Consider the following 19,836-nt stretch of genomic DNA (forward strand, 5'->3'; position numbering starts at 1 on the left):
GAGTAGCTTGAAGGACGTTATGGAATGACTTTATGGCACAAAAGCAGCGAAGAGCGCTCCTATTAGGGAAACGCAATCTTACTTGCCCTTATGCTGATGCGATCGCTGCATGTATTCAGGAAAGGATGAAATACGTATGCTAATTCAAAATTCGCCATTTGATCGGTTCATGCTGGTCGGTATGAAGTTGTTTCTCATACTGGCGGTGCTGGTGGTAGTCATTCCATTTGGTTATATTATCATCGCTTCGTTTATGGACCCGACTGTGCTACTTAATCGCGGATTGTCGTTTCATCCGAGCGATTGGAGTCTGGAAGGGTATCGCAAAATTTTAAGCAATGAAGCGATGATTCGTGGGTTTTTCAACTCCGTCTGGTATGCGGCGGCGTTTTCGATCATTACGGTACTGGTATCGATTGGGGCAGGTTATGCGCTCGCAGACGATTCGCTCATCGGACGACGCACGGTAATGACGCTGCTGCTCATTACGCTCTTTTTCGGGGGTGGACTCATTCCTACGTACCTGCTCATTCGCGAGCTAGGTATGCTCAACACGCCGTGGGCGCTAATTATTCCGGGCGCAGTCAATGTGTGGAATATCATTCTGGCACGTACTTTTTTTAAAGGAATTTCACGTGAGTTGAAGGAAGCGGCGAATGTGGATGGTGCGTCTGACCGAATCATTTTCACCAAAATCGTATTGCCGCTGTCCAAGCCGATTATGTTCGTGCTAGCGCTGTATGCCTTTGTTGGACAATGGAATTCGTACTTTGATGCGATGATCTATCTGGAAAATTCCAAGCTGTTCCCACTGCAACTCGTACTGCGTTCCATTTTGATCCAGAATCAGGCGGCACCGGGCATGATCGGTGACCAACAGGCGATGGCAGAGCTGAAACGACTGTCGGAAATGATCAAATATTCATCGATTGTGATCTCCAGTCTGCCGCTATTAGTCATGTATCCATTTTTCCAGAAGTATTTTGAAAAAGGCGTGATGGTCGGCTCGCTCAAATAAGTATTACTGTGTTGGAGCTGAAATAAGCCTTACTGTGTTCGAATAGGCATTATTTTATAGAAGAACGGACATGGTTTTGGGGAGATAGGAGTCTGACTCGTAGACGAAGCTTCACATATGCATCACAGTTTACCTGTGCAATAGGCAAAAATGCAAGGCAGTCAAGATACATCACAATAATCCGGTATACCCGGAGGAGGTTACGATCGATGAACAAAGTCAAATCGAGCAAACGAATATATAGCGCTGTAGGTATTCCTGCCCTTGTACTGGCATTACTCGTGACGGGCTGCGGAGGGGAAGCGGCTCAACCGCAAAAGACGGCGGATGGCAAACCGATTTTGCATATCGTTACTTCCAGTTCTCCACTGGCACCTGCCAATCCGAACGACAAATTAATCGTACAGCGATTGGAAAAGAAAACCGGTGTGCATGTGGAGTGGACAAGCTATACGACCGATGTATTCGCGGAAAAGCGCAATCTGATGGTAGCAAGCGGCGATCTGCCGGATGCGATCTTCGCGGCGGAATATAGCGATTATGATCTGCTCAAGCTGGCTAAAGATGGCGCGATTGTGCCATTGGAAGATTTGATTGACCAGCATATGCCTAATTTTAAAAAGGTGCTGGCAGAGCGACCGGAATATCGGACGATGATTACGGCGCCGGATGGTCATATTTATTCCTTCCCGTGGATCGAGGAGCTGGGCACCGACAAGGAGCGTATCCAATCGGTCGATGATATGCCGTGGATCAATAAGCAGTGGCTGGACAAGCTAAATTTGAAAATGCCGACGACGACTGATGAACTGAAGCAAGTATTGACTGCCTTCAAAACGCAGGACCCGAACGGCAACGGCAAAGCGGACGAAATTCCACTTTCGTTTATCGACAAGCCGGGCGGTGAGAATCTGACTTTTCTGTTCGCTTCATTCGGACTGGGCGACAATCCCGATCATACGGTCGTAACGAATGACGACAACGTATTGTTCACAGGCAACCAGGATGGTTATCGGCAGGCAGTCAATTATATTCATGATCTGTACAGCAATGGATTAATCGATATCGAGTCATTCCAGCAAGATTGGAATACGTATTTAGCCAAAGGTAAAGATGATCGGTATGGATTGTATTTTACATGGGACAAAGCGAATATCACCGGCATGAATGACACATACGATCTGATGCCGCCACTCGCAGGACCAGATGGTAACGTGAATGTGACGCGCAACAATGCGCTCGGCTTTTTCCGTGGCAGCATGGTTGTGACGAGCAGCAATCAGCAGCTGGAGCAAACCGCCAAATGGGTCGATCAGCTGTATGAGCCATTGCAATCAGTGCAGGATAATTGGGGGACATACGGCGATACGACCCAGCAAAACATTTTCAAATTAGATGAGCAAAAGCAGATGCTCAAGCATTTGCCGCTGGAAGGCTCAGCACCGGTGGAAATACGTCAGAAGACAAGTATCGGTGGGCCACTGGCTATATTAAGCGATTATTTTGGAAAATATACAACGATGCCGGATGATGCCAAATGGCGTATGGATCTGATGAAAAAAGTGCTCGTACCGCATATGAAGGCAGATAACACGTATCCGAATGTCTTTTTCAGTATCGATGAGTTGGATCGTCTGTCCACGATTGAAGCCGATCTGTTTCCGTATATGTTGCGCAAGCGAACCGAATGGTATCAGAACGGCAAGGCAGATCAGGAATGGAACGAGTATATAGCGGAACTGGATCGATTAGGGTTACAGGAATGGCTACAAATTAGGCAGGACGGTTATAACCGTAGCCTGCAACAGACGGGGGAATGATCATATGTCTTTGCAAATCCAACATGATTATCGAGGCGCGTATCATTTTTCACCTGCCAATGGCTGGATGAACGATCCGAATGGCATGGTGTACTGGGAGGGAGAGTATCATCTGTTTTTTCAATATCATCCGTTTGGCCAAACATGGGGACCGATGCACTGGGGACATGCAGTATCGCGCAATCTGGTGCACTGGCAGGAGCTTCCGTTAGCGCTGGAACCGGATGAGCTAGGTACGATTTTCTCCGGTAGTGCGGTTGTAGATTGGCATAATACGACCGGCTTCTTTCCAGAACAGCCAGGTCTGGTAGCGATCTTCACCCATCATAACGAATTGCCTGGACAACCGATCCAGCAAAGTCAGAGTCTCGCTTACAGTCATGATCGCGGACGCACATGGCAAAAGTATGCGGGCAATCCGGTGCTGACGAATGAGCATCGACCTGATTTTCGCGATCCTAAAGTATTTTGGTACGAGCCGGACAATAGCTGGATGATGATCGTAGCTTGCGGACAGATGGTATCGCTGTATCGTTCGTCGAATTTGCTGCAATGGACAGAAATCAGTGAATTTGGCGATGGAATCGGCTGTCATGACGGAGTGTGGGAATGCCCGGATCTGTTTCCATTGCCGGTACAAAATGGTGCAGACGATGCAGACCGCTGGGTGATGCTCGTTAGCATCGGCGATGGAGGAGTTGATACAGAAGGCTCACGCACACAATATTTTACCGGACATTTTGATGGTACATCATTTATACCGGATGAAGCATCGCAGGACGTTCGCTGGCTCGATTATGGGCGTGACAATTATGCAGGGGTGAGCTGGTCCGATATTCCAGCGGAAGACGGACGGCGGCTATACATCGGTTGGATGAGCAACTGGCGTTACGCCAATACGACACCGACTGGCGATTGGCGCGGAGCGATGACGATTGCGCGTGAATTGCTGCTGGAACAAGTGGAAGATGGACAATTACAGCTGCTTCAGCGTCCGGTGATCGAGTTGGAGTCTTGTCGTCATTCCTTACTACAATTGGAACAGGCAAAGCCGGAACAGATAGCAGCGGCACTGGATGCGCTGCGGCTGCGCAGTTATGAGCTGCATATCGTTATGCCAGCTATAAGCTCAGCACAGTGGGAAGTGTTATCAGATGGACAGTACCGTACCGTGATTGATGTGGATGGGGTTACAGGCACAATAGGCATCGACCGTACTCAGTCTGGCGATCAGACCTTTCATGAACATTTTGCCGGACGGCATGAAGCGGCGTTATCGACAGTAGGTGCTGTGCGTGAGCTGCGCATTTTCGTAGATCGTGGATCGGTGGAGGTGTTCGTTGACGGAGGACGTACCGTACTGACTGATCTGATATTCCCTCCAGCTGGCGCAGACCGATTGGGCTTGATAAACGGGATGAATAAACACCATCAGTCTGCATGGATGTCGGTAGCAATCTATGATTTGTCGGTAGGGCAGCATGGATAATATGAACAGCAAGGATGAACTGCGATGATCAGGTATTAATCTCTGCAATTATGTACCATCGCATGCAAGTATGCATAATCATATGTAGTTACGTATTGTCGCATGCGATTGCGTGGCATGAGTAGCATCCTATGTGATGATGTAGCACCACATGCAAATATGTAGCATGGCATCCATTGTGTACTATCCTATGAATGGTGTAATCATGAAGTGCGTCATCTCCCTTGTATTACGTAATCTCCTATGCGATTACGTAGCACCACATGCAAGTACATGAACGTATATGACGTTTCAAGGAGGCGAAAGTTTGAATAGCGAGCAGGAGACCACTTTTAATGCTGAAACTAGCAGCATACGTGATGGAAACAGCGTTGAACGACAATATAAGCATACGATCATCGTTCCCCTACAGAACCGCAGCACTTCCCTACGCAGGCTAGGGATGTTGCTGCTCACCCTTTGCCTGTGCAGCGGCATGACTGTCACTACGGCTATAGCACAAGCGGCGGATATCCCACAGTCAGGAGCGAGCACCATGAATAATATCCCTCCATCGACATTGGCAGCTGCGATTGCCCCGGAAGGAGAAACGGCGACATGGAATTACAATTTAACCGGTGAATATACGGTTGGCGATGCATCGTGGATGCTGGATCGGCGCGGCATACGGGGCACGGCAGCCGCAGCAGGCGAGGGCGGTATGAAAATATACGCTGAGCCGACTGGACAGGATATGGTGCTAATGACCGATCTAATACCTGTCGACGATCCGGCGCCCATGCAGGCGGGATTTATGCTTCGTACCGATGAGCAAGGACAGCAGGGCTATGGAGTGATTCTAATCCGTAACCATAACCGCATCACCGCCCGTTTGCAGCAGCCAGATGGCACGATCGTTCAGCAATCGCAGCAGAGCTATCCGAGCGAAGCCGGCGTGAAGCATCGCCTGGAACTGCATGTGCAGGGTAACCATTTGCAATTGTATGTGGATGGGTATGCACAGCCAGCGCTGGCTACCGAGCAGCTAACCGATGGTGCGGATGCAGGGATGGCAGGCATTGTGGTGTTGAGTGGTGCCGCTTCATTTCAAGATACGTACAGAATGACGAATGCGCAATTTTACGGCGAGAAGTATCGTCCGGCTTATCATTATTCCGCCTTGCGCGGATGGGCAAGCGATCCGAATGGCTTAATCTATTATAAGGGCGAATATCATTTGTTTCATCAGGACGGTGGACGGTGGGCACATGCGGTCAGCACCGATCTGCTGCATTGGAAAAACCTGCCCTTTGCGCTGGAATGGAACGGACTTGGACATATCTGGTCGGGTTCTGCCATCGCTGATGAGCATAATGTATCCGGTTTGTTTGACAATACCGATGGCGGTTTGATCGCTTATTATACGTCGTATACACCGACCGCCCACAATGGTAATCAGAAAATTGGAATCGCTTACAGTTCTGATCGTGGCCGCACATGGCATTATCCGACGGATCGTCCGGTCGTTATTGATAATCCAGGCAAAAGCGCCACTGATCCAGGTGGATGGGACTTCCGCGATCCGAAGATCGTTCGTGATGAAGTCAACAATCGTTGGGTGATGGTCGTATCCGGCGGCGATCATGTACGCTTATTCGTATCGACCAATCTGCTAGATTGGACATTGACCGACAATTTCGGCTATGCCAATTATATTCGTGGCGGCGTTTGGGAATGCCCTGATCTGTTTCCATTGCAGTCGGCGGATGGTACGGTCAAATGGGTGCTCATGATCAGCACAGGTGCCAATCCGAATACAGAAGGGTCGGATGCGGAATATTTTATCGGACAGCTTAGTCCGGAAGGCAAATTCATGAACGATAACCCCGCAGGCAAGGTGCTGAAAATGGACTGGGGTAAAGAGTTTTATGCTTCGATGTCATTTGCCGGACTGCCACAACAACAGCGGATCGTGATGGCATGGATGACCAACTGGGATTATGCCTTTGACCAGCCGACCGGTAATTGGAAAGGTGTACTTACCATTCCGCGCCAATTGTCGTTAGTATCGACATCAGACGGGTGGCGTTTATCCCAGCAACCGGTGCAGCAATTAACTACGCTGCGAAGTCCGATGCTGAATACGCAAGCGGTAGAGCTAAAGCCGGACAGTACCAATCTGCTAGCCGGGCTATCAGCAGCCAGTTATGAGATTGAAGCGGAGCTACGGTTGCCACAGCAGCAATCTGCATCCTCATTTGGCTTCCGAGTGCTTGAAAATGATATCGGCACGCAGTTTACCGACATCGGCTATATGGCGGCAGATCATCAGCTGTTTATCGATCGTTCGCAATCTGGCATCACCGACTTCTCACCGCTATTCCGCACACGTCAGCAAACGACGTTGCAGCAACCAGGTGGTACGATCCGCTTGCGGATTCTGGTAGATCGCTCGACTGTGGAAGTGTTTGCCGATAACGGACAGACCGTATTTAGCAGCATTGTCTTCCCTGATGCGAATAGTCGTCAGATGAGCTTGTATACCGAAGGCGGTAATATAGAGGTCGTATCGTTAAAGGTTAATCAACTAAACCGAGTGTGGGATCAATAGCCAGTAGGAGAAACGGAAGTAGCGGAGCTGAAATGGGCGGTAATAAATCTCTAGGGGCAAATAGCAGAGGGAGTAGAGACAAAATTGGGATAGAGGTAGAAATGCGTATACGGTCATACCGCGGAGTCAGCCTGCTTTTTCCAGAGACGGGAGCGGTAATGTACGATAGCGAGCGACAGATATAGTGCACCAAGCAGTAGATTCCAGCCTGTATGCAAACAGAGGAAATTCACAATCATCATAAACATGACGATGCCGACCAGTCGGTTATAGTGACGGTCTATCCATTGAATCATTTATTCATCCACCTTGTTATTTAATATAGTCGTTTAGGTTAAACATGGCTTGCTCATGCCTGTCTTATATTTGAAGCTGAATGTGGTATCTTTATATTAATATCGGATGAACGAATGAAAGATGAAGTGTTGCACAGAAAAAGAACATTCTTACATAAGGAAAGAATGTTCTTTTTCCATGAACTATACTTTATTTTTGAATGCCAGCAACTTTCTGCTGTTGTGCGCGCACAAGCAACAGGAAGAATACCACAGCCAGCACCTCAGCGCCGAAAATAACAATACTCATCGAAGCTACCGTTGTGCCGTTTCCTAGACCAACGAGCGGTGAAGCAAGTGCGCCCAGCGTCAGTGGCAGCAGACCGAGTAGCGCAGAGGCACTACCCGCTGAATTGCCCTGACTTTGCATCGCAAGTGAGACAGAGGTTGCACCAACCGAGCCGACACAGGCGACGATCAGGAATAGCATACTTGCAACCGCGAACAATCCACCACCAGCGATCGCGATAATGAGCAATAGTAGCGAGGCTGTAAACGCAATACCCAGACTAAGCTTGAGCAAGCGATATTCACCAAAGCGCCCGGACAACCGTCCAGCTAACTGCGAGAAAATAATAATGCCCAATCCATTGATCGCGAAAAAGATACTAAATCCCTGTGCCGACACACCGAAAATGTTCTGAATCACAAACGGCGAACCGGCAATGTACGCAAACATCGCTGCCATCACAAACGCTTGCGATAGGGCAAAGCCGATAAAGCTACGATCTCGAATCAGTCGTGCAAAGGTACGTAGCGTCGTTCCGAGTCCGCCTGCCGCCTTACGATCAGCTGGCAATGTCTCCGGTAATCCGAATAGAACGGAGAATACCATAATCGCTCCAATCGCAGCCAGCACGACGAATACGCCCTGCCACGGTACAACTTTAAGCAATAAACCGCCGATTACCGGCGCAGCGATTGGAGCAACTCCGTTAATAAGCATTAACAATGAGAAAAATCGAGTTAACTCGGTGCCGGAATACAGATCACGCACAATCGCGCGCGAGATCACGATTCCAGCAGCTCCGGTCACGCCCTGAATAAAACGAAGCAGGATCAGCACCCAGATATTGCCTGTCAGCGCACATAATAATGAAGCAATGGCATATAGTACAAGCGAAATCAACAGCGGCATCCGGCGTCCTTTCACATCGCTGAGCGGCCCAACGACAAGCTGTCCAAACGCTAAGCCGAGCAGACAGGCGGTCAGACTGAGCTGAGCGAGTGAGGCATTCGTATGCAGATGATCAGCGAGCGTAGGCAGCGCGGGCAAGTACATATCAATGGATAGCGGCGCAAAAGCTGAGAGTGAGCCGAGAATAAGCGCAATGCCGAGGCGGCGCGAACGCGTCATCGATGACGCGGACAGCGTACCTTTGGATAAAATCTTGTTGGACATAGCGAGCCATTTCCTTTCCGTTATCCTGCGGTGCTATAGAGCAACACAGTTCATTTTTACACATGGTCTAGTGTAAACGATTATACAGAACCGATAAAGCAAAGATTTCAGCGTTATACATTTCATGCTATAATAAATCCCAATGATTTATATATCCAAGTGTTAGCGATTGCCTAACACGAGGTTCAATGAAAAAGGATTTTTGCACAGCAAAATATCTATACTATCTATTGAGGAAGGTAGGTCAAGCATCTTGTCTACAAAAGCAAAGCAACCGAAGCCCGAATGGATCAAAATCAAGATGACCAACAACGAAAACTATCAGGAAATCAAAAGCATGATGCGCTCCAAAACATTGCATACCGTATGTGAGGAAGCGCGCTGCCCGAACATCTATGAGTGCTGGGCGAACCGTACTGCAACCTTTATGATCCTGGGCGACATCTGCACCCGTGCATGTCGTTTCTGTGCGGTCAATACGGGGATGCCAACGGAACTTGATTTGCAGGAACCAGAACGGGTAGCGGAAGCAGCTGAACAGATGGGCCTGAATCATTGTGTTATTACGAGTGTAGCACGTGACGATTTGAAAGACGGCGGAGCCACAATCTTTGCCGAGACGATCCGCGCGATGCGCCGCCGCCTGCCATTGTGCAGTGTGGAAGTGCTCATTCCTGATTTTATGGGGGATATCGAATCGCTTAAAATCGTCATGGATGCCAAGCCGGATATTTTAAACCATAATATTGAAACCGTTGAACGGATGTCTGATCGCGTTAGAGCGAGAGCGAAGTATCCGCGTTCGATGGAACTGCTGCGCAATTCCAAAACGCTGCAACCAAACATTCCAACCAAATCTAGCATCATGCTCGGTGTAGGCGAAGAATGGGATGAAATTTTACATGCAATGGATGACCTGCGTGCCGTGGATTGCGACATTTTGACATTGGGGCAATATTTGCAGCCAAGTCCGAAGCATCTGAACGTAGCTAAATATTACACACCGGAAGAGTTTGCAATTCTGAAGGAAGAAGGATTGAAGCGTGGATTCAGCCATGTCGAATCCGGCCCGCTCGTTCGCAGCTCTTACCATGCGCATGAACAGGTGAAATCCGCATCCAAGTCGAAGGAGACTTCGACTGTTTAATTGCTGAAAGGCGGGAAGACCTTGATTCATATTGGCGGCAAAACTTATGAACTGATCAAAGAACACCGGAATGGCTGGAATCAGGAAATTTTCCGTGAACGCTATAGCGAGGTACTGGATCGGTATGATTATATTCTTGGAGATTGGGGCTACAATCAGCTTCGTCTCAAAGGCTTTTACCGGGACGGTCATCCAAAAGCGGCGAAGGACAGCTCCCTGTCCAGCATGACCGAATATATTAATGAATATTGTAATTTCGGCTGTGCCTACTTTGTTTTGCAAAAGACGAAGGATGGCCCGGCTGAACCGAAAAACAGCGAAGCGGGCGAGCAGCGCGAACCACGTGAACCTCGCGAAAAATCGCAGCGCTCCAGCCGTAATCACAATAAACGTGATCGCCAGGACAAGGGCAACGGAGGCGGCAAGCAGCAGGGCAAGCAACACGCTAACGCTACTACGCAGGCAAATGGCAACGCATCCGCTGGTGCTACAGAGTCCGCTGCACCGACTCGTTCCAAATCATCGCAACAGCAGACGGCTTCCGCTCCCACAGTGGAAAAGCCAAAAGCAGATCCAGCTCCACAGGCGGAAAACGTCAAAGCTCAAGCTTCTAAAGCAGATCCAGCTCCGCAGGCGGAAAACGTCAAAGCTCAAACTTCTAAAGCAGAGACAGCTCCGCAGGTGAACGCCGTTAAAGCGCAAGCTCCAACAGCTGAGATCGCTCCACAGCAGGCAGCTCCTGCTCCTGTAGCTGAAGCACCAAAAGTCGATACGATGCCTAAAGTGGAAACGATGAAGGAACAAGCCCCTAAACCGGAAGCCCCTCCACAGGTGGAGACACCTAAAGGGAATGCTCCTGCAAACGAAGCGGACGGAACAAAAGATTCGTCGCATTCATAAAGCAATAAGGGCATCATAATACGATAACAAAAAGCCCTCATCCGCCTGTTTGGCATACGATGAGGGCTTTTTGTTATCGCTTATAGCGTAGCTACATACATAGAGGTCAGCTGACACAGTTCCTGTTCTTTACTGTCGCTATCGATCTACTCAAAGGCTGCTCAAAGATATTCAATCAGCCAAGAAAGGACTGCCGCACGCGATTCCAAAACGGATACGGGCGATAACGTGCAAAGCTTACACGTACATTGGACACCTGACAGCGAATCGAAATGAGATCGTCAATCGGAATGTTCAGATGATCGATCGTTAATTGCAGACGCTGCTGCTTACGTGAATGAATATCACAATGATGATGCTTGGGCAGCATCAGCGATGAACCGAGTGTCCGGTATACCCGGTTGTTGATCGAAGCAATTTCAGCAATTTGCAGCGCTTCAATCGTAGGGTGTACCATCGCGCCACCAAGCGCTTTGTTATAGGCGGTACTGCCTGACGGGGTAGAGATACAAATCCCGTCCCCACGGAACATCTCGAAAATCTCATCATTGATGTCCACCTGCGCGACAATCGTCGTGCCATCCAGACCTTTTAGTGTAAATTCGTTCAATGCGGTATAACGGGACACACCGCTTTTCGCTTGAATTTCCAGATCGACCAGCGGATATTTGACAATTTTCGGATTGTTCTCATCGCTCTCATCAATCTCGCCTGCCATGAATTTCACCAGTTCCTCCAGCTCGTCTGCTTTCCAGTCTGCATAAAAGCCCAGATGACCGGTATGAATACCGACAAAGGCAAGATCAGGAATATGGTCGATAAACGTATGAAAAGCGTGCAGCATCGTGCCGTCCCCACCGATAGATACGACGATCTCCGGTGATTGTGCATCCAGCTCGAAGCCATAACCGGCGGCCAGCTTATGAAACCGTTCACTCAGTTCGATCGATAATTGATCTCCGCGATCCAGCACATAGTATCTCAAGTTAGGAAAGCTCCTTTATCCAGAATCGTTAACCTGCTCCCTTTTGATGATAATCAATTCTGTGAGGGAACACAATCTTTTTGGCTGTAATTGCTGCTTGCATGACGTCTGACACAGGATGATAGCTAAGAAACGTCTGGAGTTATGTCTACGAAATATAAACGCAACAATAAGAGGTTTTGTAAAGAGCCTGTAATCTAATTGTTAAAGTAAACGCTTACAAAAATGCTCCTATTTCCGATATAATATGATAAAATAAAGACAGAAGCAATCGTCGGGAGTCAAAAGACAAAGTCAATAACACATTTGAGAATTGGAGTGATCATGATGGGCGTTAGCATTATTTCCGGACTTCTTGTGTGTGGTTTTGTATATGTCATCCGATCCTCTTTTGCACAACCGGGGGAAGAAGACGGCAGCATGTACTAAGCGCCACATATGCTGATACGGACGAATGTCCGTAATGTTGCAATCGAAGCATCAAGTCGAATTGAACTAGTCGCATTTTCTTACGTAGATACGAAGTTGAACTTATAGAACGAATACGTCATATTTGCTATGTAGCATAAGACCAATCGTAGGAGAGGCTGTTTCTGTCGTCCGCATAGGGACAATAGAAATAGTCTTTTTTGTTGACTCCTTTATACTGTTACGCCAAGCGATACAGCTATCCAAAATTCAGCAACTAGCGAGGCATAACCGATACAACTATGGTATACTTTGGGCAATGACGTAAGGAAGGTTGGCGATTTTAGTTGAATTATCGTGCATCCCTGTATGAATTGCTCGGCGGTGACGAAGGTGTTCGTCGTTTAGTAGACGCTTTTTACCCTAAAGTGCAAAAAGACCCGTTAATCGGGCCTCTATTTCCGGAAAATATTGATCCGGTCAAAGAAAAGCAATATATGTTTTTGTCGCAATTTTTTGGCGGTCCATCGTTATTTTCTGATCAGCATGGTCATCCGATGATGCGTGCAAGACATATGCCGTTTCCGATCACGCATGAGAAGGCAGATGCGTGGCTTGCCTGTATGAATGAGGCATTGATTGAAGTGGGCGTAGAAGATGAACTCCGTTTGTTTGTTATTGAGCGTTTGTCTGGTCCGGCTCATCACTTTGTTAATACGGATTAAATGCCGGCTCGTCCGGCTAGGATAAATTTATAGTGGGGGAAGAATGTCAGATGGAAGATTCCATACAGTTAGAGCCGCTGTATCAGATTAAAGTAAACTGTCCGCAATGCGAAGAGGATTTTCAGACTAGCCGTGTGCGGCAAAGTCTCAAACGTGTATCTCGCAGAGATTCGGACTTTTGTGCGTATTATCAGCATGAGAATCCGGACTTTTATGTCGTTCGTGTATGTCCGCATTGTGGATTTGCATCGACCGAAAATTCGATGGCCAAACTCAGTAGCGCACATAAACAGAAATATATGAGTGAGATTGGTCGCCGTGTAGCCAAGCGCGATATGGGCGGACACCGCAGCCGGGAGCAGGCATTAGAGACGTATAAGCTTGCTCTGATGTGTGCGCAGACGATCGGTGACCGTGAACGCATCATAGCTAGTTTCCTGCATCATATTGCCTGGCTGTATCGCTACAGTGGCGAAGCGGAGCAGGAACAGCGTTTTCTACGCTATTGTCTTGAATCATACATTCGTGTATTTGAAATTGAAAGTGTAGGCGGCAGCGATGCACGTCTGATGTTCCTGATCGGTGAATTGCATCGTCGTCTTGGTGAATTTAACAATGCAGTCAAATGGTTCTCGCGTGTGATCAACGATCAGCGCATTACGGACTCTGCCATGATTCGCGCATCGCGTGAACAATGGGTTGTATTACGTGAGCAAATGCTTGCCAAAAATCAGGAGTTGCCGGATGAGATGAAAGAAAGTAAATAATTATACGCAACCTGTTGCGCATTACTGTACGTAAAGTGTACCCCTCTCTCAACAATGAACTCATCATGAAGCAAGCAAATAACGAATAAACGAAATAACGAATAAACGAAATAATGAGTAACCGAAATAATGAGTAACCGAAATAATGAGTAACCGAAATAATGAATAAACCAAATAATCAGTAAACGAAAACAGGCCTGGCGCACGTACTTAACGTGTCCAAGCCTGTTTTCAGGTATGTCCGCAAATTGCTTTGCTAGTGAAGCAGACATCACTCTGGGAAGTGCTGCTGGCATGCAGACGAATTTGCGTATAAGCTTTAGTTTGCCACGTAAAAAGAATAATGAATGGGACAACTGCATGCAGCAAGCGGAATACTGTTTATACAGCAAACGGAATGCTGTTCACACAGCGAACAGCGTGACCGATCAAGCTGTTCCGGCATACTGCCGTATTGCACCGTGCTAACTTCACTTAGCGCAGCACCGCATCTGTAAGCAGATAGTCACTATCACTATCCAGCAGCGTGACCCGATTGCTGCAACATGGGAAGACGAGCAGCTTCTTTTTCCCGCTGTGGATTGTCGCCAGCTCTTTCGGACGAAGCGGAAGTAACACATTGCCTGTCCCGCAAAACGGACATTCCTGTACATACACATCGTTCATCACAATATCGTAAGGCCAAGCCTGGTTAAACGGAATCATTCGGACGCGCCGTCCTTCGATTCTTCTTTGGCCAGTTCAGCGAGCTTTTGCATCAAAATGTGCTGGGGCATATGCATCAGCTGCTCCAGCGGAACATTTAATTTTTCGGCCAGCTTGAGAGCTGTATCGGCCGAGATTTGCAGTGGGCGCATGTCAGACTCCCTCCTTATTACCAAAATAGTCTTGAATTAGAGTATACTATAGTTATAAACGCTTGGCGATGCACGATCTTCGCCGGCTATTTTTCTGGCGTGAAGGATCGTTTATCCTTCGGTCTAGCTTTATTTTATAGTTACATAGGTTATAGCACGGACAGGGCTGCATAATAGACAGTCCTGTACATGTACCCGGAAAGGTGTTGTTGATTATGATGAATCACCCGCTGAACCAAACATGGAATCTGGAACCGATCTTTACAGGTGGCTCTACTTCGGAAGAGCTACATACGTATTTGCAACAGGTAACGAAAGACATTGCGACTTTGGTTGAACGATTGGGGCATTTGTCCGCACCAACCACGGTAGAACAAACGGCTGACTTTGACGAGCTGCTGGACAGCTTGCAAGATGTGCGTATTCGTCTGCGTGAAGCAGGTGCTTTTGCCGGATGTTTGACCGCACAGGATCAGAGTGATAAACAGGCACTACGTCTATCTGCGTCACTATCTGATCTGTCCGCGAAACTGCAAGGTTTGTTTGTGCAATTTCAAAGCTTGTTGCTGCATACGAATAACGATGTATTTCAAAGCTGGATGCAGCGTCCACAGGTAGCGCCGGTATCTTTTTACCTGAGTGAAATTCGCGCATTGGCAGGAGAGAAAATGTCCCCAGAGCTGGAAAGTCTGGCGCTTGGACTCGCTGTCGATGGCTATCATGGCTGGAGCGACTTCTATGATACGATTGTTAGCCATGTGCGTATTCCATTTGAGCAAGACGGACAAACGGTAATGCTGTCCGCTGGACAGGCTGCCAATAAGATGAGCGATACGAATCGCGAACTACGCGAGGATATGTTCCGCAAATGGGAAGAAGCATGGACAGGTGTAGAGGATTTCTGTGCGGATACATTGAACCATATTGCAGGCTTCCGTTTGAAGTTATATGACAATCGCGGCTGGGATAGCGTACTCAAGGAACCCCTTGCCATTAATCGGATGTCTGAACAAACGCTGCAAACGATGTGGGATGTGATTGTGAAGAACAAGCCGATATTCGTCGCCTATCTGGAACGTAAAGCACAGGTACTTGGCGTAGACCGTTTGAGCTGGAACGATGTTGATGCTCCGCTCGGTACGGTAGATAGCCGGGTCAGCTATGACGATGCGGCGGATCTGATCGTGGAGCAGTTCCGTAAGTTCAATCCAGAGATGGCGGACTTTGCTGTCAAAGCTTTTGAACAACGCTGGATTGAAGCGGAAGATCGCGCCGGTAAACGTCCGGGTGGTTTCTGTACGTCGCTGCCACGCAGTAAAGAAACACGTATTTTCATGACGTATAGTGGCACGGCATCCAATGTATCCACACTCGCGCATGAGCTTGGACACGGCTACCATCAGCATGTGATGAACGATCTGCCTGCGTTTAGCCAGCAATATGCGATGAACGTTGCCGAGACAGCTTCGACATTTGCAGAGATGATCGTAGCGGATTCGCTTGTCAAAGGGGCTTCCAATGCGGAGGAGAAGCTGTCCTTACTGGAAGATAAAATTCAGCGCAGCATCGCTTTCTTTATGAATATTCATGCGCGCTTCCTGTTCGAGACACGCTTCTATGAGCAGCGCCGTTCCAGCATGGTCGGCAGTGAGCAACTGAATGAACTGATGGAGGAGGCACAGCGAGAAGCATTCTGTGATACGCTGTCGTCGTACCATCCACATTTCTGGGCATCGAAGCTGCATTTTTATAAAACAGGTGTACCGTTTTACAATTTCCCGTATACATTCGGCTATCTGTTTAGCACAGGTATTTATGCGCTGGCTCAGCAGGAAGGCGCTGGCTTTGCGGCACGTTACGATGCATTGCTACAGGACACAGGCCGTATGACTGTGGAACAACTGGCACACAAGCATCTGGGCGTTGATCTGACGCAGCCGGAGTTCTGGCAGGGAGCGATCGATGTGAGTATTGCCGATGTGAAGCTGTTCCTGGAAATGACGGAAGAGCATGCTCGTTCCTGAATAAATTTGTCGTGCATGTCCAGGCATAACTGTGTATCGTATATCGTCTATATATTTTGTATAGTGTTGCGAAAAGGAAGGCGCTTAAGCGTCTTCCTTTTTTGGATGAATAATGACTTAAAAAAGATATTTTAAACCTCTTCTTATTACGAAACGGAGGAGTATGGAGAAGGAAATGAAGAAAAGTAGAAACGATTTGATCCGTTTAATTCATATACATGTAACAGTAAAAATGACTTTCACTCGATGGAGGTGATGAAAAATTTTGCGTATTTACGCAAGTTAAAATATGTTAATTTAACTTCATTTTTGGCAGTAAAACGAGACATAACAACGGATAGCAGTAAAGAATATTGTCGAATAATAGGTATTTTTACCTATTTATAAATAAGCGTATTGCTAGATGTTTATGGGCACCATATAATGAGTCGTAAGTCCTGATTTTACATGATTTACAAAGAAAGGAAGGGGAACAAATGCCTAAAAATGATCTACTCTCTTTATCCAGGCAGATTGATATCGTCTTTAAGGAATTGGAAAAGGAGATGGCTCATCTCGATTCAGGTAATGTGTTTGTACAAATACGCAATAACATGATTGGGAAATTCGGTATTCGTCATAACCCGATCAGCGGACGTAATGGAGAATGGTCAGGGGTAGAGGAAGGGTTGACTGCCATGCAGATCAAATCGTTCCGCCAAATGGCAATTGAATCGCTAAAATTCAAAAACCATTGGACACACGGTGAGATTAGCTACGAATTTGCTATTCGCAAAGGCTTGCTCATGGTCGACACGGTTATTGAATCCAATTACAACATGGCTAATCATATGATTCGGTATCCAAGAGCTACATACAGCGAAGCGAATGTAGAATAATTGTCAGGCTTGAAGAAGGCAAGGAAGAAGCAAAAATGAAGAAGTAAGTGAAAGAGAAATCGAGCAAGGGAATCAAGAGGAACACCAGCTAGTTAAAGCATCTGATTGGATAGCCAAACTAGCATTTTGAAAGCGATACGCTGTGTACGACTCCATCCGAACAGGCATCTTGTTTCATGCTATTATATTGTATTCTTTTATATTTTATTAACTATTTCGGCTTGTAATCAAGCCACATACCCGATGTACTGAAACGGAAACATGGAGAAAAAAGCGACTACCTATAAGGTAGTCGCTTTTTTAATGCGCTCTGGTGTGATGCGTACTACTATGCTGTAGTTTAATCTATGTTGTGAAAAGAAGTCGTGAATTTATCTGTGCTGACTGGAAGTGTATTTAGCGGTTGTACAGAAACGATAGCATTGTAAGCCCAGTGCTGCGCGGATACATCGCTATAACCCGTTGGACTGGGGGCAGAAGACGAGTACGGATAAGCCTGCTTGAGCCATGTTCCCATAATAACAGCAAGTGCTACTCGTGTAACGGGGGTCTCCGGGTCAAATTGATTGTTGCCTATACCGCGTATCCAACCGGCAGCTGTCACAGCTTCAATCGCTTCCAATTGCGGTAGATTGGAAATATCCGTGTAACGCGATGCTGCATCTGCTGATGCAGTGTAATGGAACGCTGTGCTAAGCAGAGCGGCTAATTCTGCTCTAGTTATAGCTATATCGGATGCGGTATGATCCGCAGGCGGTTCGGTTAAATGGGGTTCAGTTGCCGCTTCGCCCTGCTTGTACTGCGCAAACAGTCAGTCGATCATGTTCTGATCCTTAAAGGCAGGAACCTATGACCAGTGTTTCATCGCTCCATAAAAACGCTGACTGTCCATAAACGCATCGCTATAGAGCGTTTCCTTGACCTGTGTCGATCCTAGCTCCGTCAGTGCCTGATACGCCAATTGGCTTGTACGGCTATCGGTGATCTGTTCATTTTCGGCGTATGAACGATCCAGGTCGGTGTATGTAGGAGCGGACGTACTACCGTTTTGAACGCATCGACCGAGCCTTTATCAGCAGCAGTTGTTACAGCATCGTCGATTTTTCAATCACATCAAGCTGTAAGCTCAGCTCAACGGGAACACCCGGCTCCAGCTCGATTAAACCAGTAAATTCGCGTGGATGCGTAGAGTTAGGCGCGTCGGGCAAGCATGTATACGGTTCGATACATAGAAACTGATCGCTTTCACCTTTCGTATACAATACCCAGTATTTAAAATAATCCGGATCTGCCGAATAGCGTAGACCATAGCCATCATCACGTCGCAGTTCCGCACTGACCGGACGTTTATCGCCAATACGCAGCAGATTATCCCAATCGCGATGAGCCATATTCATACCTGTGTTTAGCTCTTCCCATTCGTGTAAAGGAATAACCTCGCCTGTCGGAATTTGTTCTTCATCCTGTACGAGCTGATCGCTGACCGGAACTTTCAATGTCCAGCGGGACGGCTCGCCATCCAGCAGGAACCATGTATGTAGGCCAAAGCCGAACGGTGCAGCATGTTCGCCCAGATTCGTAATTTTGAGTCGCTGCATCAGTGAAGTGCCTTGCAGTTGCAGGCTCATTTCCAGCTTGAGTGGTGTTGGATACTGTCGAATCCAGTTCGGATCATTCGCAGTCAACAGTTCGGTTACGATCTGGCAGCCGATTTCATTTTCATCGATATCGGCTACGCGCCATGACTGGTTGCGATGCAAGCCATGAATATGATTGTCGTTCGCTGTGTTTTGATCAAACTGGTATTCCACACCATCATATTCAAAATGACCACGCCGGATACGTCCTGGCGGCATCAGCATTGGCATACCGAAGTGGTACGGCTTTTGCATATAAAAGTCCTTGTCGCTCTCTTCAGGGCGGCGCAAAATATCACGATTTTCTTGTAAATCGCGAATACCGATCACGTTATTGCCCAGCTTCGGCAACAGTGTGACTTCCAGTTGCTTGCTTTTTAAAATATACGTTTCATATCCATTCCAGCTTCCTTTACTTACAGTCATGGCGTTGCTCCTTCCTGATTATCCAGCACAAATGCAGTACAATATATTAATATTTATCATAACAGATATTCACTGAAAATGGCGATTTAGCATTTGACATTCATTCCGTTTGGCTTTAAGATAGGCTCAAGTTTGAAGCGACTATATAGGTAAACACGATGACAGAGAGTAGTAGGCATGGACAGCCTTTTACAGAAAGCCGGTGGTTGATGCGAACCGGTGAAGACGCTGTGCTGAATGGACTCTGGAGTGCTACGCAGAAACGGAATGTTCCCTGAGAGACATCCATAGTATGCAGGCCGGCAACCCGCCGTTAACGGGAACCAGAGATTAGACGAATCGTCCGATAGGTTGCTGTGATGATGCGCTATAGCCGAAGTTTGGTTTGTTGCATACCGTCAGTAACAGCATTTCGACCGATAGATATC

17 protein-coding genes and 1 other annotated feature (1 of these 18 cut by a window edge) are annotated in these 19,836 nt (G+C 47.5%); of the genes, 10 read left to right on the forward strand and 7 right to left on the reverse strand.

The window, feature by feature from the left end:
• The first annotated feature begins 136 nt into the window (after window positions 1–136).
• The 4 genes from AAHF22_RS12670 to AAHF22_RS12685 all read left to right on the forward strand — a co-directional run bounded on the left by AAHF22_RS12670 (window position 137) and on the right by AAHF22_RS12685 (window position 6,917).
• Window positions 137–1,018: a carbohydrate ABC transporter permease gene (locus tag AAHF22_RS12670; protein ID WP_347325386.1), complete on the forward strand. Its 882-nt coding sequence runs from the start codon at window positions 137–139 to the stop codon at window positions 1,016–1,018.
• A 209-nt stretch (window positions 1,019–1,227) separates the two neighbouring features.
• A complete protein-coding gene (locus AAHF22_RS12675) occupies window positions 1,228–2,838 on the forward strand; it encodes an ABC transporter substrate-binding protein (RefSeq protein WP_347325387.1) in 1,611 nt (536 codons plus the stop codon).
• Between the two features lie 4 nt (window positions 2,839–2,842).
• Window positions 2,843–4,327 carry a glycoside hydrolase family 32 protein gene (locus AAHF22_RS12680; RefSeq protein WP_347325388.1) on the forward strand — a complete coding sequence of 495 codons (1,485 nt, stop codon included), beginning with the start codon at window positions 2,843–2,845 and terminating at the stop codon, window positions 4,325–4,327.
• A 307-nt stretch (window positions 4,328–4,634) separates the two neighbouring features.
• Window positions 4,635–6,917, forward strand: a complete 2,283-nt coding sequence (locus AAHF22_RS12685; protein ID WP_347325389.1) for a glycoside hydrolase family 32 protein — start codon at window positions 4,635–4,637, stop codon at window positions 6,915–6,917.
• A 113-nt stretch (window positions 6,918–7,030) separates the two neighbouring features.
• Here the strand turns inward: AAHF22_RS12685 and AAHF22_RS12690 are convergent, their stop codons facing one another.
• A complete protein-coding gene (locus AAHF22_RS12690; protein ID WP_347325390.1) occupies window positions 7,031–7,213 on the reverse strand; it encodes a hypothetical protein in 183 nt (60 codons plus the stop codon).
• Between the two features lie 190 nt (window positions 7,214–7,403).
• Window positions 7,404–8,654: a multidrug effflux MFS transporter gene (locus AAHF22_RS12695; RefSeq protein WP_347325391.1), complete on the reverse strand. Its 1,251-nt coding sequence runs from the start codon at window positions 8,652–8,654 to the stop codon at window positions 7,404–7,406.
• Window positions 8,655–8,907: 253 nt separating this feature from the next.
• On the opposite strand from AAHF22_RS12695, the gene lipA reads away from it, so the two are divergent.
• Window positions 8,908–9,801 carry a lipoyl synthase gene (lipA, locus tag AAHF22_RS12700; protein WP_347325392.1) on the forward strand — a complete coding sequence of 298 codons (894 nt, stop codon included), beginning with the start codon at window positions 8,908–8,910 and terminating at the stop codon, window positions 9,799–9,801.
• 21 nt (window positions 9,802–9,822) lie between these two features.
• On the forward strand, window positions 9,823–10,701 hold the full coding sequence (locus AAHF22_RS12705) for a YutD-like domain-containing protein (RefSeq protein ID WP_347325393.1): 879 nt from the start codon (window positions 9,823–9,825) through the stop codon (window positions 10,699–10,701).
• Window positions 10,702–10,876: 175 nt separating this feature from the next.
• Here AAHF22_RS12705 and AAHF22_RS12710 read toward each other — a convergent pair whose 3' ends face one another.
• On the reverse strand, window positions 10,877–11,686 hold the full coding sequence (locus AAHF22_RS12710) for an NAD kinase (RefSeq protein WP_347325394.1): 810 nt from the start codon (window positions 11,684–11,686) through the stop codon (window positions 10,877–10,879).
• 755 nt (window positions 11,687–12,441) lie between these two features.
• On the opposite strand from AAHF22_RS12710, the gene AAHF22_RS12715 reads away from it, so the two are divergent.
• Both AAHF22_RS12715 and AAHF22_RS12720 read left to right on the forward strand, forming a co-directional pair.
• Window positions 12,442–12,819: a globin domain-containing protein gene (locus AAHF22_RS12715; RefSeq protein ID WP_347325395.1), complete on the forward strand. Its 378-nt coding sequence runs from the start codon at window positions 12,442–12,444 to the stop codon at window positions 12,817–12,819.
• A gap of 50 nt (window positions 12,820–12,869) precedes the next feature.
• Window positions 12,870–13,586: a DUF2225 domain-containing protein gene (locus tag AAHF22_RS12720; protein WP_347325396.1), complete on the forward strand. Its 717-nt coding sequence runs from the start codon at window positions 12,870–12,872 to the stop codon at window positions 13,584–13,586.
• Window positions 13,587–14,060: 474 nt separating this feature from the next.
• Here AAHF22_RS12720 and AAHF22_RS12725 read toward each other — a convergent pair whose 3' ends face one another.
• On the reverse strand, window positions 14,061–14,291 hold the full coding sequence (locus AAHF22_RS12725) for a hypothetical protein (protein WP_347325397.1): 231 nt from the start codon (window positions 14,289–14,291) through the stop codon (window positions 14,061–14,063).
• Window positions 14,288–14,443, reverse strand: a complete 156-nt coding sequence (locus AAHF22_RS12730) for a YycC family protein (RefSeq protein WP_250344070.1) — start codon at window positions 14,441–14,443, stop codon at window positions 14,288–14,290. The genes AAHF22_RS12725 and AAHF22_RS12730 overlap by 4 nt, the downstream gene beginning before the upstream one ends.
• Before the next feature lie 218 nt (window positions 14,444–14,661).
• Between AAHF22_RS12730 and AAHF22_RS12735 the strand changes: the two genes are divergently transcribed.
• Entirely contained in the window at window positions 14,662–16,467 is a 1,806-nt protein-coding gene (locus AAHF22_RS12735; protein ID WP_347325602.1) for a M3 family oligoendopeptidase, read from the forward strand.
• 476 nt (window positions 16,468–16,943) lie between these two features.
• Complete coding sequence (locus AAHF22_RS12740; RefSeq protein ID WP_347325398.1) at window positions 16,944–17,345, forward strand: O-methyltransferase; 402 nt, start codon at window positions 16,944–16,946, stop codon at window positions 17,343–17,345.
• A gap of 340 nt (window positions 17,346–17,685) precedes the next feature.
• On the opposite strand, the gene AAHF22_RS12745 is transcribed toward AAHF22_RS12740, so the two are convergent.
• Both AAHF22_RS12745 and AAHF22_RS12750 read right to left on the reverse strand, forming a co-directional pair.
• Window positions 17,686–18,156 (reverse strand): S-layer homology domain-containing protein, encoded by a 471-nt coding sequence (locus AAHF22_RS12745; RefSeq protein ID WP_347325603.1) that lies wholly within the window; start codon window positions 18,154–18,156, stop codon window positions 17,686–17,688.
• A gap of 274 nt (window positions 18,157–18,430) precedes the next feature.
• Window positions 18,431–19,408, reverse strand: a complete 978-nt coding sequence (locus AAHF22_RS12750) for an aldose 1-epimerase (protein WP_347325399.1) — start codon at window positions 19,406–19,408, stop codon at window positions 18,431–18,433.
• 149 nt (window positions 19,409–19,557) lie between these two features.
• Window positions 19,558–19,836: a binding site (T-box leader), on the forward strand (it continues 143 nt past the right edge of the window).

Origin of the sequence: Paenibacillus wenxiniae (assembly GCF_039822605.1) — a bacterium.
In the GTDB taxonomy this organism is placed as follows: Bacteria; Bacillota; Bacilli; order Paenibacillales; family Paenibacillaceae; genus Saccharibacillus; species Saccharibacillus wenxiniae.